General features: G+C 65.6%; 7 protein-coding genes. 3 read left to right on the top strand and 4 right to left on the bottom strand.

Going from position 1 to position 23087, the window contains the following annotated elements:
* Positions 1-216: 216 nt before the first annotated feature.
* From QO259_RS12010 to QO259_RS11995, 4 genes are all read right to left on the bottom strand, one after another.
* Entirely contained in the window at positions 217-1404 is a 1188-nt protein-coding gene (locus QO259_RS12010) for an HlyD family type I secretion periplasmic adaptor subunit (RefSeq protein WP_207031819.1), read from the bottom strand.
* Positions 1404-3569: a type I secretion system permease/ATPase gene (locus QO259_RS12005; RefSeq protein WP_285950135.1), complete on the bottom strand. Its 2166-nt coding sequence runs from the start codon at positions 3567-3569 to the stop codon at positions 1404-1406. Before QO259_RS12005 ends, QO259_RS12010 begins: the two co-directional genes overlap by 1 nt.
* The gene (locus QO259_RS12000; protein WP_285950134.1) at positions 3566-5044 is read right to left on the bottom strand and encodes a TolC family protein; all 1479 of its coding nucleotides are present in this window, start codon (positions 5042-5044) and stop codon (positions 3566-3568) included. The genes QO259_RS12005 and QO259_RS12000 overlap by 4 nt, the downstream gene beginning before the upstream one ends.
* 131 nt (positions 5045-5175) lie before the next feature.
* Positions 5176-20574 (bottom strand): Ig-like domain-containing protein, encoded by a 15399-nt coding sequence (locus tag QO259_RS11995; RefSeq protein ID WP_285950133.1) that lies wholly within the window; start codon positions 20572-20574, stop codon positions 5176-5178.
* A gap of 525 nt (positions 20575-21099) precedes the next feature.
* Between QO259_RS11995 and QO259_RS11990 the strand changes: the two genes are divergently transcribed.
* From QO259_RS11990 to QO259_RS11980, 3 genes are read left to right on the top strand one after another with little or no spacing between them, the layout of a single operon-like run.
* Positions 21100-21726, top strand: coding sequence for an NUDIX domain-containing protein (locus QO259_RS11990; RefSeq protein ID WP_207037306.1), 627 nt, complete (start codon positions 21100-21102; stop codon positions 21724-21726).
* 43 nt (positions 21727-21769) lie between these two features.
* On the top strand, positions 21770-22216 hold the full coding sequence (locus tag QO259_RS11985; RefSeq protein WP_207037305.1) for a DUF1249 domain-containing protein: 447 nt from the start codon (positions 21770-21772) through the stop codon (positions 22214-22216).
* Positions 22216-22938 (top strand): phosphodiesterase, encoded by a 723-nt coding sequence (locus tag QO259_RS11980; protein WP_106419800.1) that lies wholly within the window; start codon positions 22216-22218, stop codon positions 22936-22938. Before QO259_RS11985 ends, QO259_RS11980 begins: the two co-directional genes overlap by 1 nt.
* The last annotated feature ends 149 nt before the right edge of the window (positions 22939-23087 follow it).

Raw genomic sequence — 23087 nt, 5'->3', positions numbered from 1 at the left:
GCGGCTCTCGCATCTCTGGCCTAGACGCGTGGAGCTCGAACTTCCTTTCCAGAACCCCGGCTCTTCAAAACTCCGGCTCTTAAAAACTACAGCTCGTCAAAACTACAGCTCTTCAAAACTCCAGCTCTTCAAGACCTCTGTCCTTGAAAACCTCGCTACCCGCCCCCGGGAGACGTCGCTGCCGACGCCTCCCGGTTCGCTGTCGTGCGGGTCGGGTCAGTAGAGCTTCGCCTTGAGCAGTGGCTTGAGCAGGTAGTCCATCACGCTGCGTTCTCCGGTCTGGATATCCACCTGGGCGATCATGCCGGGGATGATCGGCAGCGCCTCGCGGCCGTGCTCGAGCGAGCCGCTGTCGGTGCGGATATAGACCTTGTAGTAGGACTCCTTGCCGCGCGGGGTCTCCTCCTCGATGGTGTCGGCGCTAATCTGCTCCACGCTGCCGCGCAGGTCGCCGTAGATGGTGTAATCGTAGGCGGTGATCTTGACGCTGGCGGGCATGCCGGGGGCGAGAAAGGCGACATCGCTGGGCTGGATCTTGGCTTCGATCAGCAGCCGGTCCTCCAGCGGGATCACCTCCATGATCGTCTCCCCCGGCGGCACCACGCCGCCACGCGTGGTGTAGTTGATGGCGTTGACCCGGCCATGTACCGGCGAGCGGATCTCGGTGCGCTCGAACTGATCGCGCTTCTGCACCAGCACCTGCTCGAGTGAGGCGAGTTCGCCTTTCTTGTCGGTCAGCTCGGTGTAGGCATCCTGCACGTAGCTGTTCTGGATCTCGGCGCGCTTGCCGCGCAGCGAGGCGATATCCTGGCGCAGCTGCAGGGCCTCCATCTGGCTCACCGCCTGACGCGCCACCAGCGGCTCGATCAGCGCGAGCCGGCGGTTGGCCATGCCGATCTCATGCTCGAGCGAGTCGGTGGCGGCGCGTAGCTTGTCGCGCCGGGCGCGGAATAGCTCGCGCTCTGACTGGGCCAGCGAGCTGTCCGGGTCGATCTCGGCGGGGAACTCGATCGACTCGCGCTCGAGTACCTCCGACTGCAGCCGGGCCACGGTCGCCTGCAGCGCGACCACCTGATTGCGGGTCTCGCGGTAGGCGCTCTCGAAGCGGGTGCCGTTGAGCTGTACCAGCAGTTGCCCCTCATCGACGATGTCCCCCTCCTTGACCGGGATGCGCGCGATGATGCCGCCCTCCAGGCTTTGGATCGTCTGGATGCGGCTGACCGGCACCACCCGGCCCTCGCCATGGGTGACCACGGCGATCTCGGCCCAGGCTGCCCAGCCGATGAAGCTCGCCAGCGCCAGCAGCACCACCCAGAGCGTGGGGCGTGCCAGCGGGTGGCGCAGGCTTTCGCTGGGGTCCCCCAGGTCGCGGCGCAGGCGCGCGTCCTCGTAGTGTGTCGACATCAGCTGGCCTCCCGTTTACCCGCGACCTGGTTGCCCGACACCATCTGCTCGATGCTGCCCTGATTGGCGAGCCGGCCGTCGCGCAGCACGATGGCCCGCTCGGTGAGCGCCAGTAGCGGCCGCTTGTGGGTCGAGACGACTAGCGTGCGCCCGCTCATCCAGCGCTGCAGGAACGCCACGGTGTGCTTCTCGCTGGCCTGGTCGAAGGCGGCGGTGGGTTCGTCGAGCAGCACGATACGCGGATCCTGCAGGACCAATCGCGCCAGCCCGATCGCCTGGCGCTGGCCGCCGGAGACGCTGCCGCTGGAAGCGATGGGCAGCTCCAGCCCTAGCGGATGCGCGCGCACGAAGCGGCCCAGACCGACCCCGTCGAGGGCCTGGAACAGCTCGTCGTCGCTGTAGCCGCCGCCATCCAGGGTGAGGTTGTCGCGCAGGGTGCCGTAGAACAGCGCGATATCCTGGGGCAGGTAGCCGATGGCACGGCGGCGGTCGGCGGTGTCGATCTGTGCCAGGTTGACGTCATCCAGCATCACCCGGCCACCTTGCGGCTCGGCGAAGCCAGAGAGCAGCCGCAGCAGGGTCGACTTGCCGGCGCCGTTGCCGCCGAGCAGTGCCACCCGGGCGCCCGCTTCCAGGCGCAGCTCCGGAATCTGCAACGCTGGCGGGGCGTCTTCTCCGTGACGCACCACGATCTCCTCCAGGCGGTAGTCGCCGCGCAGCGCGGGCTTTCGCACGCGCTGGCCGCTGCCGCCCTCGGTGGGCGCCCGCATCATCTCGTCCAGCCCTTCGATCGCTGCCTTGACGTGCTGCCAGCGCGCCAGCAGGGCGCTGGTCTGGGCCATCGGAGCGATCGCCCGTGAGCCCAGGATCGAGCAGGCGATCAGCGCGCCGATAGTCATCTCTCCCGCGCTGATGCGATAGACGCCGACGATGACGATGCCGACATAGCCGAGCTGCTGCAGCATCGAGGCGGCGTGACCGAGCAGGCTGGTGGTGGCGCGCAGGCGGATCGAGGCGCTGGAGAGCTGTGCCGAAAGCGACTCCCACAGCGCCAGGTTGCGCCCTTCGGCGCGGGTCGCCTTGAGCGTTTCGAGCTGATCCAGCGACTCCAGCAGAACGCCGTTGCGCACCGCGCCCTCGCGCAGGTTCTCCCGCGCCAGACGCGCCAGATGACGCTGCAGCAGCAGCCCGGGGAGAATCATCCCGGCGATGGCGGCCACGGGTACCCAGGCCACGGGCCCACCGATCCAGGCGATCAGCAGTACGAAGACCAGCACGAAGGGCAGATCACTGATCGCCCCGGCGGTGGCCGAGGTGAAGAACTCACGCACCGATTCGAACTCGCGCACCTGGCTGGTGAAGGCGCCGGTGGAGGCGGGCTTGGCCGCCAGCTTGAGCCGGGTCGCCTGGGCGAACAGGCGCGAGGAGAGGGTGAGATCGAGACGCTTGCCGATCACCTCGAGCAGGTGGGCGCGTAGCCCCTTGAGCACGAACTCCAGCACCACCGCCAGAGCCACCCCGCTGGCGAGCACCCAGAGGGTGTCGAAGGCCGCGTTGGGCACCACGCGGTCGTAGACCTGCATCGCGAACAGCGCGGTCGAGATCGCCAGCAAGTTGGCGGCCAGCGCGGCCATGCCCACTTCGGCGTAGGCTGGCCAGCAGGCGCGCAGCGGCCCCTTGAGCCAGTGCTCGGGTGCGGCCTTGGCGAAGCCCTCGGCGCGGTCGTCGTGGCGGTGGCGCGGGCGGGCGAAGACCGCCAGACCGGCGTAGCGCGCCTCCAGCGTCTCGCGGCTGAGCGTCTGGATACCGCCGCCGGTCTCGGGGATGGCGACCTCGGCGCTGGCGTCGTCGAGGGCCTCCAGCAGCAGCGTGCTGCCGTCATCGAGCAGCAGCAGCGCCGGCAGCAGGGTGGCCGGGAGACCGGCCAGCGGGCGTGACATCACCCGCGCGCTGACATCCGCGCGGCGTAGCGCGCGTGGGACCTCTGCCAGCGGCAGCTTGCCCTGGACCAGCGGCAGGCCATCGCCGAGCTGGCTGGCGGAGGTCGGGCGCTCGAGGCGCGCGCAGAGCAGCACCAACCCGTCGCGCAGCGGGTCGCTGTCGGCGCTGCTGTTGCTGTTGGTGCTGTTGGTGCTGTTGGTGTCGTTAACGCTATCGGCGGTCATGGCAGGCTCTCCCGGCGCATGGCGCCATCACTCCCGGCGGCTGCCGCGCTGGCGGTGGGTGGCAGCGGCAGGGCGTTGGCGATCAAGGGATGAATCAGGCCGAGCTGGGCGGCGGCGCGATACTCGATGCGTTTCTGCTGGCCCTCCACGTCGATCAACTGGCGGCGTGCGTTGAATGCCTCCTGGCGGATCGTCAGCAGGTCATTGATATCGCGCAGACCGACACCGAACTGATCCTGGTAGAGCGTGCCCACCGAGTCGGCCTCTCGCGCCTGCTCGACGAGCACTTGTTGACGCTGGCGATAGACCTCGGCGTTCTCGATCAGGGTCAGGACTTCGCGCCGAATCTCGCGGCGGCTTTCTTCGATACGATAGGTGGCGGCCTCGAGGCGCTGACGCGAGGCCTTGGGCCGCTCGAAGCTGGCCAACCCTTGCAGGGTATCCATGCGCAGGCGCAGGCCGATCACCGAATCGTTCTGCAGGTCGCCACCGATCTGGCGCCGCTGCAGTGAACCTTCGAGATTGAGCTGCGGCTTGAGCGCGGCCAGGTCTTCATCGAGGGTCGCTCTGGCCTGCGCCGCCTTGGCCTGCGCCTGGCGGTAGGCGGGCGCCTGGGCGATCCAGTCGTCCAAGGTGCCGCTGGCCTCCAGCCGGCGGGTCAGCGTGGCCGGGTCCGGCGCGGTGAGGTCGTCGGCTGCCAGCCCCACCAGTACGCGAAACTGGCGCCGGGCATCGGCCAGCTCGCCGGCGGCGGTGATCCGGTCATCACGCGCCTGGGCCAGGTCGAGCGCCACCCGGGCGCGCTCGCTGCGGTCGGTATAGCCCTGCTGACCGCGGGCCTGGGTCAGCTCGTCGAGTGCCGTGAGGCTGTCGATATAGCGCTGTGTCAGCGTCACCCGACGCTGGGCGGCGAGAATATCGAGATAGTTCTCGGCGATCTCGAGCGCGGCCTTCTCCTCGGCCACGCCGAGGGCCCGGCGAGCCTCCCGGGCGGCGGCATCGGCATTTTCCACCTGGCTCTCGACACGCCCCCAGTCGTAGAGCATCTGACGGGCCGAGGCGTCGTAACCCCACTCGCGGAAGGGGAAGTCCTCGGGCCCGGCGGAGAGGCTCAGCTCGGGGTAGTAGCCCCAGCGGGCGATATCGACCTCGGTACCCGCGCTCTCGAGATCGGCCACGGCGGCGCGTACCGATGGGTTGATCGCCAGGCCGCGGCGGATCGCCTCGGCCAGGGTCAACCCGGTGGGGGGCGATATCGGCTGTACGTCCGCCAGCGGGGGCGTCGGCGTCCCGGCCGCGACCGGTGACGCCGACCACGCCGGCGCCGGCAGGGTGATGCGCGGCGGCGTGGCCGAGTGCAGCGACGCGGCCTGCCACCAGCCGGCGTGGCTGGCCGCTGCCGCTGGCGGTGTCAGGCTCGCCAGCAGCAGCAGCGTGGAAACGGAAGACAGTCCCCGGTGTCGGGGAGCTGCCACGAGGGCGCGTCTCGCGCATGGCGCCATGGCGCGGGGTCGTGCGTAGCTGCGCATGCATTCTCGATCTGTCAGATTCGACTCGCGGGGCGCCGGCTGGCGCCCCGATCCCTTGCGCTAGTCACGCGGCCGATTCAGGTCTCCACGACGACGGTGTTGTGTTCCACCTGCAGCGTGGCGTCGCCAAAGGTGTACTGGTCATAGGCGGTTCCCTCCAGCGTTACGCTGCCGGTGAGCGTGGCGCCCTGAACGCTCAGGGTGTCTTGCTCGTCGCCGGTGATCTGCAGCACGTTGTCGTCGTCGGTCATGTCGAGCACGTTCTGAGCGCTGAGCGTGGCGCGACTGCTGCCATCGCCGCTGCCCAGATCGAGCCGCTCGATGTTGCCGATCGATCCGATGCCGCCCGCGATCATGTCGAGATCGATACCGCCATCCAGGACCAGGGTGTCGAAGCCGTCGCCACCGTCGACCGAGGCGAAGGCGTTGCCGCTGACCACGATGGTGTCGTCGCCGGTGCCGCCATCAAGGGTGTCGGCGCCGTTGCCGCCGATCAGGAGATCGTTGCCGGCGCCGCCGTTGAGCACGTTATTGCCGGAGCCGGCGTTCAGCAGATCATTGCCATCACCACCGTTGAGGGTGTCATTGCCGGCGTAGCCGTAGAGCCGCTGACCGCTGTCAGCGGCGTTCAGCACGTCGTTGCCGCTGCCACCTTCGAGCAGGAAGTCGCTGCCATCCAGTCCCAGCAGGCGGTTGATCGCCTGGAGACTGACCAGGTTGCCGGCGGCATCTGCGGTGGTGGTGCCGGAGATATCCGTGGCGGCGACGGTGAAACTCCCCAGCGCGCTCAAGCCGGCGTCCAGATTCAGCCCGGCTAGATCGAGCGAGCCGGTGTCGAGCTGCAGTGTGGCGAGGAATTCGTTGATCTCCAGGTTGTCGAGCGTGCCGCCGTCGCGCGCCGTGATGGTGATGGTGGTATTGGGCACCAGCACCCCGGCGAGGGCGCCGGTCTCTACGTTCACCTCATAGCCGAAGGCCTGCGCCATCGCCGTCGAGTAGGTGAAGGCGACGCTGCCGAGGGAGAGCGCGGCGAGTGCCTGATAGGTGATCTCCACCTGTCGCAGGTCGTTATCGGGATCCAGCGCGATGAACGACTGCTGATCGAGGTCGATGATGCCGAGCGCCTCGACACCGAGCAGCCCCAGCAGGGAACCATCGTCGGCCTGCACGATGGGCGCGTTGGCGCTGGTACTGTCGGTGCTGTTGCGATCGACGGTCACGGTGGTGGTGTCGGTGTCGCCGTCACCATCGACCACCGTCGCGTCGACCACGGTCTGGTCCGGCAACTCGGCGCTGGAATCGACGGTCTCGCGATTGACCAGCAGATTGCCGTTGGCCAGCAGATTGTTGATGATCGCCGCCTGGTTGGCGCCGAACTCGCCTACCAGATCGCTACCTTCGATGCGAATCACCTGATCCGCCTGTGCCTGAGCCGAGGCTTCGGTGATGCCGTCGGCGAACGCTCCTTCGGAACTCACGTAGAGCACGGTGGTGCCGCCGACCAGGGCGAAGAAGAGGTAGCTGGTGAGGTTGCCGGCGGTGGTGCCGCGGGCGCGGCCGCCCTCCAGCAGGCCGCGCAGATCGAGCCGATCACCGCCACCGCGCACGGGTTGCGCGCTGAAGTCGGTGATGATGTCGGTGGCGGCGGCGCCGACGCTACCGGCATCTCCGGACTGCCACAGGAAGGTGTCGTTGCCCGCACCGCCGGTCAGGGTATCGTTGCCACGCCCGCCGATGATCACATCGTTACCCGCGGCGCCGATCAGGGTGTTGGCGCCGGTACCGCCCAGCAGCCAGTCATTGCCCTCGCCACCGGAGAGGCTGCCGCTGGCGCTGGCGACCACCAGCACGTCGTCTCCAGCGGTGGCGGTCGGGTCGATGATGCTGCCTGCTCCACCCCCACTACCGGTCAGTAGATCGACGTTGAGCCCGCTGGTGTCGGAGGTGGTACTGGTATTGCCGGCGGCGTCGGTGGCGGAGAGCGACAGCGACGAGCCGGTCAGCGAGAGGATATTGACCCCGGACTGCTCGAGCCGGACGGTCGAAAGCAGGGCGTTGAGCTGCTGGTTGCTGATGGTGCCGCCATTGAGCCCGGTCAGAGTGATCGAGGCGTTCATCGACGAAATGATCCTGATGCCGAGGACCGTGGTCTGCTGGATATTGCTGGTCAGCTGGACATCGACGCCCAACGCCTGGGCCAGGGTCTGCGAGTAGGTGAAGGCCAGGCCGGCATTGCCGACCGCGATGTTCAGGTCCAGCAGGCTGCCGGTCGCGGTATTGATGGCGACCCGCGTGGTGTCGTTGTCCGGGTCCGATACCTGGAAGGCCTGGTTGCTGCTGTTGGAGACCAGCCCGCCGACCGCATCCACGCCGACGAGGCCTAGCAGATCGTTCGACGGATCGAGACTGACCTGTGGTGCGCTACCCAATGCCACGCTGCCGTACTGATACTCGCCGGTGGTCATGTCCACGATCAGCGTCTCGGCGTTGCCGATCTCGATGGTCAACTGACCGCTGTCGGCATCGAAGCTCTGCTGCAGTGCAAAGGTATCGCTACCGCTGGTGGTGACACTGGCGCTGTCCGGGTCATAGGTCAGTGTGTAGCCGCCGATACCGAGGCTCTGCACATAGCCGCCATCGGCGCCGAAACTGGCCACCAGGGTGCCGCTCGCCGAGGTGCCCTCAGTGCCAAGGCCGAAGACCTGATCCGCTGCCGCGGTCGGGGTGGCATCCTCGACATCGAAGGTCAGCGTGCCGCTGCCGAGATTGCCGGCCAGGTCGGTGAGCGCGATATCGAAGCCAAGGCTGAGCACGTCCGCGCCTGCTGCGAGATGATCGAACGGACGCGATTGCGTGAAGGTGTAGCTGCCGTTGCTGGTGATCTCGAGCACCGCGACCTCGGCGCCGCCGGCACTGCCGCTCAGGCGATAGGTGCCGTTGTTCTCGGTGAGGCTCCAGCTCACGCTGACGCCAGCGCTGGTGATACCGCTCGGCGCGCTGATATCCAGCTCACCCACGCCGCTGCCAGTGGCAAAATCGAGCGTGCCGGTGGTGGTGATGGCGGGGACGAAGAACAGCTCGGACTCCGAGGTCGCTACCGCGGTGTCTTCGACAGTGGGTGCCGTGAGATCCACCTGCACTGGGCCCAGACTATCGACTGGGCTGACATTGCCCGCCACATCGGTCTGGCGCACCTGCACATCGCCATCGGCATAGGTGCCTTCACCCAGCTCGAAGCTGGCGCCGGTGCCCGTGGTCCAGGTGGTGCCGCCGTCGGTGGAGTACGCCCAGGTGGCGTTGGCTTCGAGGCCGTCGACAGTCACGGTGGCATCGTTGGTAATGCCGTCGGCGATATCCGCGCCGGTGTCATTGGCCAGCGAGATCGTCGGCGCGACAGGTGCGCTAAGGTCCACGACTACCGGGCCCAGGTCACCAACCAAGCTGGTGTTGCCCGCGACGTCCGTCTGGCGAACCTGCACATCGCCATCGGCGTAGGTGCCTTCACCCAACTCGAAGCTGGCGCCGGTGCCCGTGGTCCAGGTGGTGCCGCCGTCGGTGGAGTACTCCCAGGTGGCGTTGGCTTCGAGACCGTCGATAGTCACGGTGGCGTCGTTGGTGATGCCATCGGCGATATCCGCGCCGGTATCATTGGCCAGCGAGAGCGTCGGCGCGGTCGGAGCACTGAGGTCCACGACGACCGGGCCTAGGTTGCCAACCAGGCTGGTGTTGCCCGCGACGTCCGTCTGGCGAACCTGCACATCGCCATCGGCGTAGGTCCCTTCACCCAGCTCGAAGCTGGTGCCGGTTCCGGTAGTCCAGGTGGTGCCGCCGTCAGTGGAGTACTCCCAGGTAGCGTTGGCTTCCAGGCCGTCGACATTGACTGTGGCGTCATTGGTAATGCCGTCGGTGATATCCGCGCCGGTGTCAGTGGCCAGCGAGAGCGTCGGCGCGGTGGGCGCGCTAAGGTCGACGACGACCGGGCCCAGGTCGCCAACCAAGCTGGTGTTGCCCGCGACGTCGGTCTGGCGGACCTGAACATCGCCATCGGCATAGGTGGCCTCAGCCAACTCGAAGCTGGTGCCGGTGCCAGTCGTCCAGGTCGTACCAGCGTCGGTGGAGTACTCCCAGGTGGCGTTGGGTTCCAGGCCGTCGATATTGACCGTGGCGTCATTGGTGATGCCATCGGCGATATCTGCGCCGGTGTCGTTGGCCAGTGAGATCGTCGGCGCGACAGGTGCGCTCAAGTCGACCGTGATCGGCCCCAGGGCATCGACCGGGCTGACGTTGCCCGCGACATCGGTCTGGCGGACCTGAACATCGCCATCGGCATAAGTCCCTTCACCCAGCTCGAAGCTGGTGCCGGTTCCGGTAGTCCAGGTGGTACCACCGTCGGTGGAGTACTCCCAGGTGGCGTTGGGTTCCAGGCCATCGACAGTCACGGTGGCGTCATTGGTGATGCCGTCGGCGATATCCGCGCCGGTATCAGTGGCCAGTGAGAGCGTCGGTGCAGTCGGGGCGCTGAGGTCCACGACGACCGGGCCCAGACTATCGACAGGGCTGACGTTGCCCGCAACGTCGGTCTGGCGAACCTGCACATCGCCATCGGCGTAGGTCCCTTCACCCAGCTCGAAGCTGGTGCCGGTGCCCGTGGTCCAGGTGGTGCCGCCGTCGGTGGAGTATTCCCAGGTGGCGTTGGCTTCGAGGCCATCGACAGTCACGGTGGCGTCATTGGTGATGCCATCGGCGATATCCGCGCCGGTGTCAGTGGCCAGCGAGATCGTCGGTGCGGTGGGCGAGCTCAAGTCGACAGTAATTGGTCCCAAGGCATCGACGGGGCTGACATTGCCGGCGATATCGGTCTGGCGCACCTGCACATCGCCATCGGCATAGGCCCCTTCACCCAACTCGAAGCTGGTGCCGGTGCCAGTCGTCCAGGTGTTGCCGCCGTCGGTGGAGTACTCCCAGGTGGCGTTGGCTTCCAGGCCGTCGACAGTCACGGTGGCATCGTTGGTGATGCCATCGGTGATATCCACGCCGGTGTCGTTGGCTAGCGAAATCGTCGGTGTAAGAGGCTCGCTCAAGTCGACAGTAATTGGTCCCAAGACATCGACCGGGCTGACGTTGCCCGCGACATCGGTCTGGCGAACTTGGACATCACCATCGGCGTAGGACCCTTCAGCTAGCTCGAAGCTGGCGCCGGTGCCGGTCGTCCAGGTCGTGCCGCCGTCGGTGGAGTATTCCCAGGTGGCGTTGGCTTCCAGGTCATCGACAGTCACGGTGGCGTCGTTAGTGATGCCATCGGTGATATCCACGCCGGTGTCGTTGACTAGCGAAATCGTCGGTGTAAGAGGCTCGCTCAAGTCGACAGTAATTGGTCCCAAGGCATCGACCGGGCTGATATTGCCGGCGACGTCGGTCTGGCGAACCTGTACGGCGCCATCGGCATAGGTCCCTTCACCCAGCTCGAAGCTGGTGCCGGTGCCAGTCGTCCAGGTGGTGCCGCCGTCGGTGGAGTATTCCCAGGTGGCGTTGGCTTCCAGGCCATCGACAGTCACGGTGGCATCGTTGGTGATGCCATCGGTGATATCCGCGCCGGTGTCATTGGCCAGTGAGATCGTCGGCGCGACAGGTGCGCTCAAGTCGACCGTGACCGGCCCCAAGGTATCGACGGGGCTGACGTTGCCGGCGACATCGTTCTGGCGCACCTGCACATCGCCATCGGCATAGGTGCCTTCATCCAGCTCGAAGCTGGTGCCGGTGCCGGTCGTCCAGGTCGTGCCACCGTCCGTGGAGTACTCCCAGGTGGCGTTGGGTTCGAGACCGTCGACAGTCACGGTGGCATCGTTGGTGATGCCGTCGGCGATATCCGCGCCGGTGTCAGTGGCCAGCGAGATCGTTGGTGCAGTCGGGGCGCTGAGATCCACGACGACCAGGCCCAGACTATCTACCGGACTAGTGTTACCGGCGACATCGGTCTGGCGAACCTGGACATCACCGTCGGCGTAGGTCCCTTCACCCAGCTCGAAGCTGGTGCCGGTGCGCGCGCTCCAGGTGGTGCCACCGTCGGTGGAATACTCCCAAGTGGCGTTGGCTTCGAGACCGTCGACAGTCACAGTGGCGTCGTTGGTAATGCCATCGGTGGTATCGAGACCGCTATCGGTTTGGAGAGCGACCGTCGGTGCGGTGGGCGCGCTAAGGTCCACGACGACCGGGCCCAGACTATCGACAGGGCTGACGTTGCCCGCGACGTCGGTCTGACGCACCTGCACCGCACCATCGGCATAGGTCCCTTCACCCAGCTCGAAGCTGGTGCCGGTGCCCGTGGTCCAGGTGGTACCGCCGTCGGTGGAGTACTCCCAGGTGGCGTTGGCTTCCAGACCATCGACAGCCACGGTGGCGTCATTGGTGATGCCGTCGGTGATATCCGCGCCGGTGTCAGTGGCCAGTGAGATCGTCGGTGCGAGGGGGGCGCTAAGGTCGATGCTCAGTGAGAATGGAGCGCTCTCTTGAGACGTGTTGCCCGCAGCGTCGGTTGCTGTGACCGTGAAGTCATAATTGCCCTCGCCAAGCGCTGCCGGTGTGTAACTCCAGTTGCCGGTGTCATCAGCGATTACCGTGTCTAGCTGGATACCTCCCAGGAAAATCGTGACGGTGCTGCTAGCTTCCGCGCTCCCTCTCAAGGTGGGCGTCGTGTCGTTGGTGCTGTCGCCATTGGCGAGATTTCCGACAGGGTCCACGTCGTCGACCGCGAAGTCGATCATGGGTGTAGGCGGTGGCGTCGTATCGTCGAGGTTGACATCCACATTTTGAGAGTCGGTACCGCCGATATTGCCCGCCAAGTCTGTCGCCGTCGCCTGCACCTGCGTCGCATCGGCGAGGGGAGTCGCTGGCTGGAACGACCAGTCACCGTTGGCATTGGCAGTGACCTCACCTAGGAACGTTTCGTCGCCATCGGTCAATGTGATCGTGCTATTGGGTTCGGCAGAGCCGGTGATGATCTGCCCGTTGGTCGGATCGATGGTAGGCGCGGGAGGCGGTGTGAGGTCGATAGTGACCTGGCCGAGATTGCCTACGCTGCTATTACCCGCCACATCGGTCTGGCGGACCTGCACATCGCCATCGGCATAGGTGCCTTCAGCCAGTTCGAAGCTGGTACCAGTGCCCGTGGTCCAGGTGGTGCCGCCGTCGATGGAGTACTCCCAGGTGGCGTTGGCTTCCAGGCCGTCGACAGTGACGGTGGCATCGTTGGTGATGCCGTCGGCGATATCCGCGCCGGTATCAGTGGCCAGTGAGAGCGTCGGTGCGACAGGTGCGCTCAAGTCGACAGTAATTGGCCCCAAGGCATCGACGGGGCTGACGTTGCCCGCGACGTCGGTCTGACGGACCTGCACGGCACCGTCGGCATAGGTGCCTTCAGCCAGCTCGAAGCTGGTGCCGGTGCCCGTGGTCCAAGTGGTGCCGCCGTCAGTGGAGTATTCCCAAGTGGCGTTGGCTTCGAGACCGTTAACAGTCACGGTGGCATCGTTGGTAATGCCATCGGCGATATCCGCGCCGGTATCAGTGGCCAGCGAGAGAGTCGGCGCGGTGGGCGCGCTCAAGTCGACAGTAATTGGTCCCGAGGCATCGACGGGGCTGACATTGCCGGCGATATCGGTCTGGCGCACCTGCACATCGCCATCGGCGTAGGTCCCTTCACCCAGCTCGAAGCTGGTACCGGTGCCAGCGGTCCAGGTGGTGCCACCGTCGATGGAGTACTCCCAGGTGGCGTTGGCTTCCAGGCCATCCACGGTCACGGTGGCATCGTTGGTGATGCCATCGGTGATGTCCGCGCCGGTATCAGTGGCCAGTGAGAGCGTCGGTGCGAGGGGCTCGCTCAAGTCGACCGTGATCGACCCCAAGGTATCGACGGGGCTGACGTTGCCGGCGACGTCGGTCTGACGCACCTGCACATCGCCATCGGCATAGGTCCCTTCACCCAGCTCGAAGCTGGTACCGGTTCCGGTAGTCCAGGTGGTGCCACCGTCGGTGGAGTATTCCCAGGTGGCGTTGGCTTCGAGGTCGTCGACAGTCACGGTGGCATCGTTGGTGATGCCATCGGTGATGTCCGCGCCGGTATCAGTGGCCAGTGAGATCGTTGGTGCAGTCGGGGCGCTGAGGTCCACGACGACCGGGCCCAGGTTGCCAACCAAGCTGGTGTTGCCCGCGACGTCCGTCTGGCGGACCTGCACATCTCCATCGGCATAGGTGCCTTCAGCCAACTCGAAGCTGGCGCCGGTGCCAGCGCTCCATGTGTTGCCACCGTCGGTGGAGTACTCCCAAGTGGCGTTGGCTTCCAGGCCGTCGACATTGACCGTGGCGTCGTTGGTGATGCCGTCGGTGATATCCGCGCCGGTATCTTCGGCCAGCGAGATCGTCGGCGCGGCCGGTGCGCTCAGGTCGATGGTGATCGGCCCCAGACTATCGACAGGGCTGACGTTGCCGGCGACATCGGTCTGGCGAACCTGCACATCGCCATCGGCATAGGTCCCTTCACCCAGCTCGAAGCTGGTGCCGGTTCCGGTAGTCCAGGTGGTGCCGCCGTCGGTGGAGTACGCCCAGGTGGCGTTGGGTTCGAGACCGTCGACAGTCACGGTGGCATCGTTGGTGATGCCGTCGGTGATATCCGCGCCGGTGTCAGTGGCTAGCGAGATCGTCGGTGCGACAGGGGCGCTCAAGTCGACAGTAATTGGCCCCAAGGCATCGACCGGGCTGATATTGCCGGCGACGTCGGTCTGGCGGACCTGCACATCCCCATCGGCATAGGTGCCTTCACCCAGCTCGAAGCTGGTACCAGTGCCAGTGGTCCAGGTGGTGCCGCCGTCGGTGGAGTACTCCCAGGTGGCGTTGGCTTCGAGACCGTCGACAGTGACGGTGGCATCGTTGGTGATGCCATCAGCGATATCCGCGCCGGTATCGTTGGTCAGCGAGATCGTCGGGGCGAGGGGCTCGCTCAAGTCGACAGTAATTGGCCCCAAGGTATCGACAGGGCTGACATTGCCCGCGATATCGGTCTGGCGAACCTGTACGGCGCCATCGGCATAGGTCCCTTCACTCAGCTCGAAGCTGGTGCCGGTGCCCGTGGTCCAGGTGGTGCCGCCGTCGGTGGAGTACTCCCAGGTGGCGTTGGCTTCCAGGCCATCCACGGTCACGGTGGCATCGTTGGTGATGCCATCGGTGATGTCCGCGCCGGTGTCAGTGGCCAGCGAGATCGTCGGTGCGGTGGGCGCGCTCAAGTCGACAGTAATTGGTCCCAAGACATCGACCGGGCTGATATTGCCCGCGACGTCGGTCTGGCGCACCTGCACATCGCCATCGGCGTAGGTGCCTTCACCCAGCTCGAAGCTGGTGCCGGTTCCAGTCGTCCAGGTGGTGCCGCCGTCGGTGGAGTATTCCCAGGTGGCGTTGGCTTCGAGGCCGTCGACATTAACCGTGGCGTCGTTGGTAATGCCGTCGGTGATATCCGCGCCGGTATCGCTGGCTAGCGAAATCGTCGGTGTAAGGGGGTCGCTCAAGTCGACAGTAATTGGTCCCAAGGCATCGACGGGGCTGACATTGCCGGCGATATCGGTCTGGCGGACCTGCACATCGCCATCGGCATAGGTGCCTTCACCCAGCTCGAAGCTGGTGCCGGTGCCCGCGCTCCAAGTGGTGCCGCCATCGGTGGAGTACTCCCAGGTGGCGTTGGCTTCCAGGCCATCCACGGCCACGGTGGCATCGTTGGTGATGCCATCGGCGATATCCACGCCGGTATCGTTGGCCAGCGAGATCGTCGGTGCGAGGGGGGCGCTCAAGTCGACAGTAATTGGTCCCAAAGCATCGACAGGGCTGATATTGCCGGCGACATCGGTCTGACGCACCTGCACATCGCCATCGGCGTAGGTCCCTTCACCCAGCTCGAAGCTGGTGCCGGTGCCAGCGCTCCAGGTGGTGCCAGCGTCGGTGGAGTACTCCCAGGTGGCGTTGGCTTCCAGGCCATCGACATTGACCGTGGCGTCGTTGGTAATGCCGTCGGCGATATCCGCGCCGGTGTCAGTGGCCAGCGAGATCGTCGGGGCGACAGGTGCGCTCAAGTCGACCGTGATCGACCCCAGACTATCGACAGGGCTGACGTTGCCCGCGACATCGGTCTGGCGGACCTGCACGGCACCGTCGGCATAGGTGCCTTCACCCAGCTCGAAGCTGGTGCCGGTTCCGGTAGTCCAGGTGGTACCGCCGTCGGTGGAGTACTCCCAGGTGGCGTTGGCTTCGAGACCGTCGACAGTCACAGTGGCGTCGTTGGTGATGCCATCGGCGATATCCGCGCCGGTATCATTGGCCAGCGAGATCGTCGGGGCGACAGGTGCGCTCAAGTCGACCGTGATCGGCCCCAGGCTATCGATAGGGCTGATATTGCCGGCGACATCGGTCTGGCGCACCTGCACATCGCCATCGGCGTAGGTCCCTTCACCCAGCTCGAAGCTGGTGCCGGTGCCCGTGGTCCAGGTGGTGCCGCCGTCGGTGGAGTACTCCCAAGTGGCGTTGGCTTCGAGGCCGTCGACAGTCACGGTGGCATCGTTAGTGATGCCATCGGTGATATCCGCGCCGGTATCGCTGGCTAGCGAGATCGTTGGCGCAGCTGGAGCGCTGAGGTCCACGACGACCGGGCCCAGGTTGCCAACCAGGCTGGTGTTGCCCGCGACATCGGTCTGGCGCACCTGCACATCGCCATCGGCATAGGTCCCTTCAGCCAACTCGAAGCTGGTGCCGGCTCCGGTAGCCCAAGTGGTACCGCCGTCGGTGGAGTATTCCCAGGTGGCGTTGGCTTCGAGACCGTCGACAGTCACGGTGGCATCGTTAGTGATGCCATCGGTGATATCCGCGCCGGTATCAGTGGCCAGTGAGATCGTCGGTGCGGTTGGGGCCGTGGCATCGATGTTCAGCGAGAACGATGCACTCTCCTGAGATGTATTGCCCGCTGCATCAGTGGCGGTGACCGTGAAGTCATAGCTGCCGTCAGCCAGTGCATCTGGCGTAAACGACCAGTTGCCCTCGGCATCGGTCATCGTGGTGCCCAGCAGCACGCCGCCGGCGAACACGCTGATACTACTACCGGGCTCTGCGCTGCCGCTTAGTGCGGGTGTGTTGTCATTACTGATGTCACCACTGGCTAGGTCGCCGGCGGGGGAGACGTCGTCGACCACGGTATCGATAGAGGGCGCGTCAGGCGGTGTGGTGTCCACATTGATGGCGAAGGGGCCGCTGGGCTGGGATGTTTGTCCCGTGGGATCGAAAGAGAGTGCCCGGAAAGTGGTGTTGCCGCTGGCCAGCCGCGAAAGGATGCGGAAGCTCCAGTTACCGAAGTTATCGGCTTGAGTCTCTCCCAACATTTGCATGCCGCTGCCACTATCCGCCCAAAGCTGTACGCGGTTGGTCGCTTCTGCGGTGCCAATCAGCGTCGGCATGGTGTCGTTGGTGGTACCGCCATCTCCGACTTCGCCGGTGATGGGAGCTTCGGTATCCAGAGACGTGATGATGACCGGGTCTGCCGGCGGACGGTTATCTACCAGGTCCGAGTCGACGGTGGCGCTACCGGGATCGCTGGCGTTGCCGGCGGCATCCGTTGCGACGGCGGTGACGGTACTGCCATCGGCCAGTGGCGTATCCGGTGCGTAGGACCAATTACCATTGCGGTCCACGTTCACCGTGGCGAGTTCGTTGGCATCGCCATCGGTCAGGGTCACCGTGCTGCCGGCTTCGGCCGTACCGGTGACGATCTCGCCGTCGGTCGGATTGACGACCGGCGCCGCGGGCGGCTGGGTATCGACCGTCAGGGTGAAGGGGGCGCTGGCCGGCGAGTCGTTGCCGGCGCTATCGGTGGCGGTAAAGGTGAAGTCGTAATCACCCTGGGCCAGTGCGTCCGGCGTGAAGTTCCAGTTGCCCTGGGCATCGGTGCTGGTCGTGCCGATTGCGTCGCCATTGGCGTAGACCGTCACTGTGCTGCCGGCTTCCGCGCGGCCGGTGAAGCGCGGGGTGGTGTCATTAGTGCTGTCGCCGCTGGCGAGCGCACCGGTCTGTGGCGCGACGTCGTCGCTGACGGTGGTCAGGGTCGGCGCGGCCGGCGGGGTGGTGTCGTTGAGATCACCCTCCACGGTGGCCGAGGTCGGTGCACTGGCATTGCCGGCGGCATCCGTGGCGACGGCGTTGACCGCACTGCCGTCGGCGAGCGGGGTGCCGGGCTGGAACGACCAGTTGCCGTTGGCATCGGTGGTGGTGGAGCCGATGGGATTACCGTCGCCATCGGTCAGGGTCACCGTGCTGCCGGCTTCGGCCGTACCGGTGACGATCTCGCCGTCGGTCGGATTGATGGTCGGCGCCGCGGGCGGCTGGGTATCGACCGTCAGGGTGAAGGGGGCGCTGGCCGGCGAGTCGTTGCCGGCGCTATCGGTGGCGGTAAAGGTGAAGTCGTAATCACCCTGGGCCAGTGCGTCCGGCGTGAAGTTCCAGTTGCCCTGGGCATCGGTGCTGGTCGTGCCGATTGCATCGCCATTGGCGTAGACGGTTACCGTGCTGCCGGCTTCCGCGCGGCCGGTGAAGCGCGGGGTGGTGTCATTGGTGCTGTCGCCGCTGGCGAGCGCACCGGTCTGCGGCGTGACATCGTCGCTGACGGTGGTCAGGGTCGGTGCGGCCGGCGGAGTGGTGTCGTTGAGATCACCCTCCACGGTGGCCGAGGTCGGTGCGCTGGCGTTGCCGGCGGCATCCGTGGCGACGGCGTTGACCGCGCTGCCGTCGGCGAGCGGGGTGCCGGGCTGGAACGACCAGTTTCCGTTGGCATCGGTGGTGGTGGAGCCGATGGGATTACCGTCGCCATCGGTCAGGGTCACCGTGCTGCCGGCTTCGGCCGTACCGGTTACGATCTCGCCGTCGGTCTGATTGACGGTCGGCGCCGCGGGCGGCTGGGTATCGACCGTCAGGGTGAAGGGGGCGCTGGCCGGCGAGTCGTTGCCGGCGCTATCGGTGGCGGTAAAGGTGAAGTCGTAATCACCCTGGGCCAGTGCCTCCGGCGTGAAGCTCCAGTTGCCCTGGGCATCGGTGCTGGTCGTGCCGATTGCATCGCCATTGGCGTAGACCGTCACTGTGCTGCCGGCTTCCGCGCGGCCGGTGAAGCGCGGGGTGGTGTCATTAGTGCTGTCGCCGCTGGCGAGCGCACCGGTCTGTGGCGCGACGTCGTCGCTGACGGTGGTCAGGGTCGGCGCGGCCGGCGGGGTGGTGTCGTTGAGATCACCCTCCACGGTGGCCGAGGTCGGTGCACTGGCATTGCCGGCGGCATCCGTGGCGACGGCGTTGACCGCACTGCCGTCGGCGAGCGGGGTGCCGGGCTGGAACGACCAGTTGCCGTTGGCATCGGTGGTGGTGGAGCCGATGGGATTACCGTCGCCATCGGTCAGGGTCACCGTGCTGCCGGCTTCGGCCGTACCGGTGACGATCTCGCCGTCGGTCGGATTGATGGTCGGCGCCGCGGGCGGCTGGGTATCGACCGTCAGGGTGAAGGGGGCGCTGGCCGGCGAGTCGTTGCCGGCGCTATCGGTGGCGGTAAAGGTGAAGTCGTAATCACCCTGGGCCAGTGCGTCCGGCGTGAAGTTCCAGTTGCCCTGGGCATCGGTGCTGGTCGTGCCGATTGCATCGCCATTGGCGTAGACGGTTACCGTGCTGCCGGCTTCCGCGCGGCCGGTGAAGCGCGGGGTGGTGTCATTGGTGCTGTCGCCGCTGGCGAGCGCACCGGTCTGCGGCGTGACATCGTCGCTGACGGTGGTCAGGGTCGGTGCGGCCGGCGGAGTGGTGTCGTTGAGATCACCCTCCACGGTGGCCGAGGTCGGTGCGCTGGCGTTGCCGGCGGCATCCGTGGCGACGGCGTTGACCGCGCTGCCGTCGGCGAGCGGGGTGCCGGGCTGGAACGACCAGTTTCCGTTGGCATCGGTGGTGGTGGAGCCGATGGGATTACCGTCGCCATCGGTCAGGGTCACCGTGCTGCCGGCTTCGGCCGTACCGGTTACGATCTCGCCGTCGGTCTGATTGACGGTCGGCGCCGCGGGCGGCTGGGTATCGACCGTCAGGGTGAAGGGGGCGCTGGCCGGCGAGTCGTTGCCGGCGCTATCGGTGGCGGTAAAGGTGAAGTCGTAATCACCCTGGGCCAGTGCCTCCGGCGTGAAGCTCCAGTTGCCCTGGGCATCGGTGCTGGTCGTGCCGATTGCATCGCCATTGGCGTAGACCGTCACTGTGCTGCCGGCTTCCGCGCGGCCGGTGAAGCGCGGGGTGGTGTCATTAGTGCTGTCGCCGCTGGCGAGCGCACCGGTCTGTGGCGCGACGTCGTCGCTGACGCTGGTCAGGGTCGGCGCGGCCGGCGGGGTGGTGTCGTTGAGATCACCCTCCACGGTGGCCGAGGTCGGTGCACTGGCGTTGCCGGCGGCATCCGTGGCGACGGCGTTGACCGCACTGCCGTCGGCGAGCGGGGTGCCGGGCTGGAACGACCAGTTGCCGTTGGCATCGGTGGTGGTGGAGCCGATGGGATTACCGTCGCCATCGGTCAGGGTCACCGTGCTGCCGGCTTCGGCCGTGCCGGTGACGATCTCGCCGTCGGTCGGATCGACGACCGGCGCCGCGGGCGCGCTGAGATCGATGGTAACGGCGCCTAGATTGCCGACCGGGCTGGTGTTGCCAGCGCTATCGGTCTGACGTACCTGAATGGCACCATCGGCGTAGCTTCCTGCCGGCAGTTCGAAGCTGGTGCCGGTTCCTGTGGCCCAGGTCGTACCACCGTCCGTGGAATACTCCCAGGTCGCGTTGGCTTCAAGGCCCGAAACGTTGACTGTGGGGTCCCCGGTAATGCCGTCATCGGTATCTGCGCCGGTATCGGTGGCCAGTGACAGTGTCGGGGCGCTCGGCGGTAGAGTGTCGCCGCCATTCCCCTCACCGCCATCGTTGCCACCATCGTCAGGGGCATCGCCACCACCGCCATCGTTGCCACCATCGTCAGGGGCATCTCCGCCGCCGCCGCCACCGCCACTACCTGCTGCCACCGCACCCGCTACACCCACCCCGGCGGCGATGGCCGCGATGCCGGCGGCGGAAAGGCCGCCACCACCTGCGGTATCGCCGGCGATCGCGAGAAGGCCCGAACTGTCATCGAGCGGTATATAGTCGGCAACGAGTAAACCATTGCTCTGGGCAACACCGAGATCCGCCAGATAGAGCTGGTTATCCTCACCCAGCAGATAAAGTTGGCTGGTGGCCGTTTCGCCGTAGCCGTAGAAATCGGTGATACGCAGGACCTGACCATCTGACAGCGTTACGATCAGGTCGTCGCCTTGGCGTACCACTTCTCCGATCTGGTCAGGAGAGAGCTTTAGCAGCACGTTGCTAGGCTGCTCGAGTGAGAGTGTGCCGTTATCGACGTTGATCAACGGGGCCTGGTTCAGATCTTCTGAGCGAGCGCTAACCCTGGCGGAGACGGTCATGTGGCTTACCCCTGCGTGAGATAATGATTTATATGTTTGAATTATAAGTGCGTAAGGTCATGCTTATTAGTTGCTGCTAATTACACTTAGTTTGTCTGTGCGGCCCCTTCAATGGTGTGATTGGTAAATAAGTGTTACCGGCTGTAAAGGGTCGGATTTTTCTTTCAAAAACAGTCTCGTCCTCTTCTTATTAGTAGTTTCTGAATAAAATTGACCAGGGTTATTGTATAAACATGTAGATGAGATAGAGGTTTCTATTAACTGGGTGGGGCGCTTTCTCTAGCCTGACAAACGTCGGCGAGGTGCTGGTGCCATTGATGCACGTGGCCGTACTGGCGTCGGCCGAGCGCGCTTTCTTCCCGGCTGACGCGCAAGCATCACCTCGAGTGGCTTGGCCACGCCGATAGCGGTGGTTGGAAACCCGGTTATCTGCCTCAATAGAGGGAGGCTACCGATGACAGGAGCACAGGCATGGCGCAGCATCCCCAAGAGCCGGGTCGGTTCGACGCCGATGACGTGGAGCGGTTGGAAACCGAGCTGATCTATGACGGGTTCTTTGCGCTGGAGAAGCGCCGTCTGCGTCACCGCCTCTTCAACGGCGGCTGGAGCGAGGCCATGGACCGCGAGGTCCATGTTCGCCGCGATGCGGTGGGGGTACTACTCTACGATCCGGCGCTCGACCGCGTCGTGCTGGTAGAGCAGATCCGGGCGGGAGCGCTCGACGACGCGCGCTCGCCCTGGAAACTGGAGCCCGTGGCGGGGCTGGTCGAGGCCGGCGAGTCGCCGGCCGAGGTGGCACGCCGTGAGGCTAAAGAAGAAGCCGGGTGCGAGATTGATGAGTTGATCGAGCTACACCGGTACTATCCCAGTCCAGGTGCCTGCACCGAGCAAGTGACGATGTTCTGTGGTTTGATCGATAGCTCGGGCGTAGGCGGCGTGCACGGACTCGACATCGAGCACGAAGACATTCTGGTTCACGTCATGCCGTTCCCGGAAGCTTGGGACCGGCTGATGGCGGGTGATTTGGACAATGCCATGGCGTTGATCGGTTTTCACTGGCTGGCGCGCGAGCGCGCAGGGCTGAGAGCACGGTCATAGCGGCTTCATCGCGGTCGACGCCAGGCCCTAGCAGGAGAAAAATATGGTCAAGACCGCCTATGTCACCGATCTCAAGGCACTGCAGGCGGAGTGCAGCAGCAACTACGTGAGGCTGTGCCGGCTGGTGGCCGACATGGCCGCGGGCGAGGTGCGCGAAGTGCCTCTGGCAGGGGAGCGTGCGCGCTTCGGCACGCTGTGGCTCGAAGTGCTGGAACAAGCGCCCTACACCACGATCGCCCGGGTTTCGCAGACCGGCGTGCTGGATGGCTTCATCGACTCGCCGCGCATGACCGTGCACCTCTATCACGATGCCAATATGGCCGAGGTCACCGATTTTCAGCGTCAGCGCCACTTCCAGGGGCGTTATCGCTATCCCAATCCGCGCATGCACCAGCCCGACGAGAAGCTCCAGATCAACCGCTTTCTGGGGGAGTGGCTGCAGCACGGTCTCGCCCATGGTCACGCGGCCGGTGTCCCGGAAGCCCCCTGATGCGCGTGATTCAGATTACCGATTGCCATCTGCTGGCCGACCCCCAAGGCACCTCGCGCAAGGGGTTCCCGCTACGACAGCTCCAGGCCGTATTGCGCCGGGCGGCCCAGCTGCGTCCCGATGTGCTGTTGGTCACGGGTGATGTCTCCCAGGACGAGACCTCCGCGACCTACCGTCTGGCCAGTGAGGCCTTCGCGCGGTTGGGCTGCCCCTGGTTCTGGATTCCCGGCAATCACGATCAGCCCGAGCTGATGGCGGAGTGGCAGCCGGCGCTGGACGAGATCGACCTCGAGCACTGGCGCATCCTGCTGCTGGACACGCGAATCAGCGGGCAGCCGGGCGGGGCGGTCGGGCAGACCCAGCTACAGCATCTGGCCGCGCAGCTCGAAGACGACGACAGGCCCACGCTGATCGCGATGCATCATCCGCCGCTCGCCATCGGTTCGGTGTGGATGGATGCGATCGGGCTCGAGGATCGTGACGCTTTCTGGCAGACCCTGGCGCCCTATCCGCAGGTGCGGGCGGTTCTGTGCGGCCACATTCACCAGGCCTTTGCCGCCTGGCAAGGGCTGGTGGCGGTCTATGGATGTCCCGCCACCTCCGATCAGTTCCTGCCCGGCAGCCACGAGTTCAGTGTCGACGAAGCCGCCCGTCCCGGGCTGCGCGTGGTCGACCTCGAAGGCGATCGGCTGTCGACCTGGATCGAGCGTGTCGAGCTGTAGCGTCGCCTGGCGGCAGCGCCCTTCGGGGTGTGAAGCGCAGCATCCGGCTGCGCTTCTTTATAACTAAATCAGATTTTGAGATTAGCTTTCATTCTTTGACGTTATTACCGATCTCTCGCTAGGGTGACGACTCTACGATTCCGAGCCGT

Origin of the sequence: Salinicola sp. JS01 (genome assembly GCF_030284585.1) — a bacterium.
Lineage (GTDB): Bacteria > Pseudomonadota > Gammaproteobacteria > Pseudomonadales > Halomonadaceae > Salinicola.
This window is presented reverse-complemented; position numbering and strand designations above follow the sequence as displayed.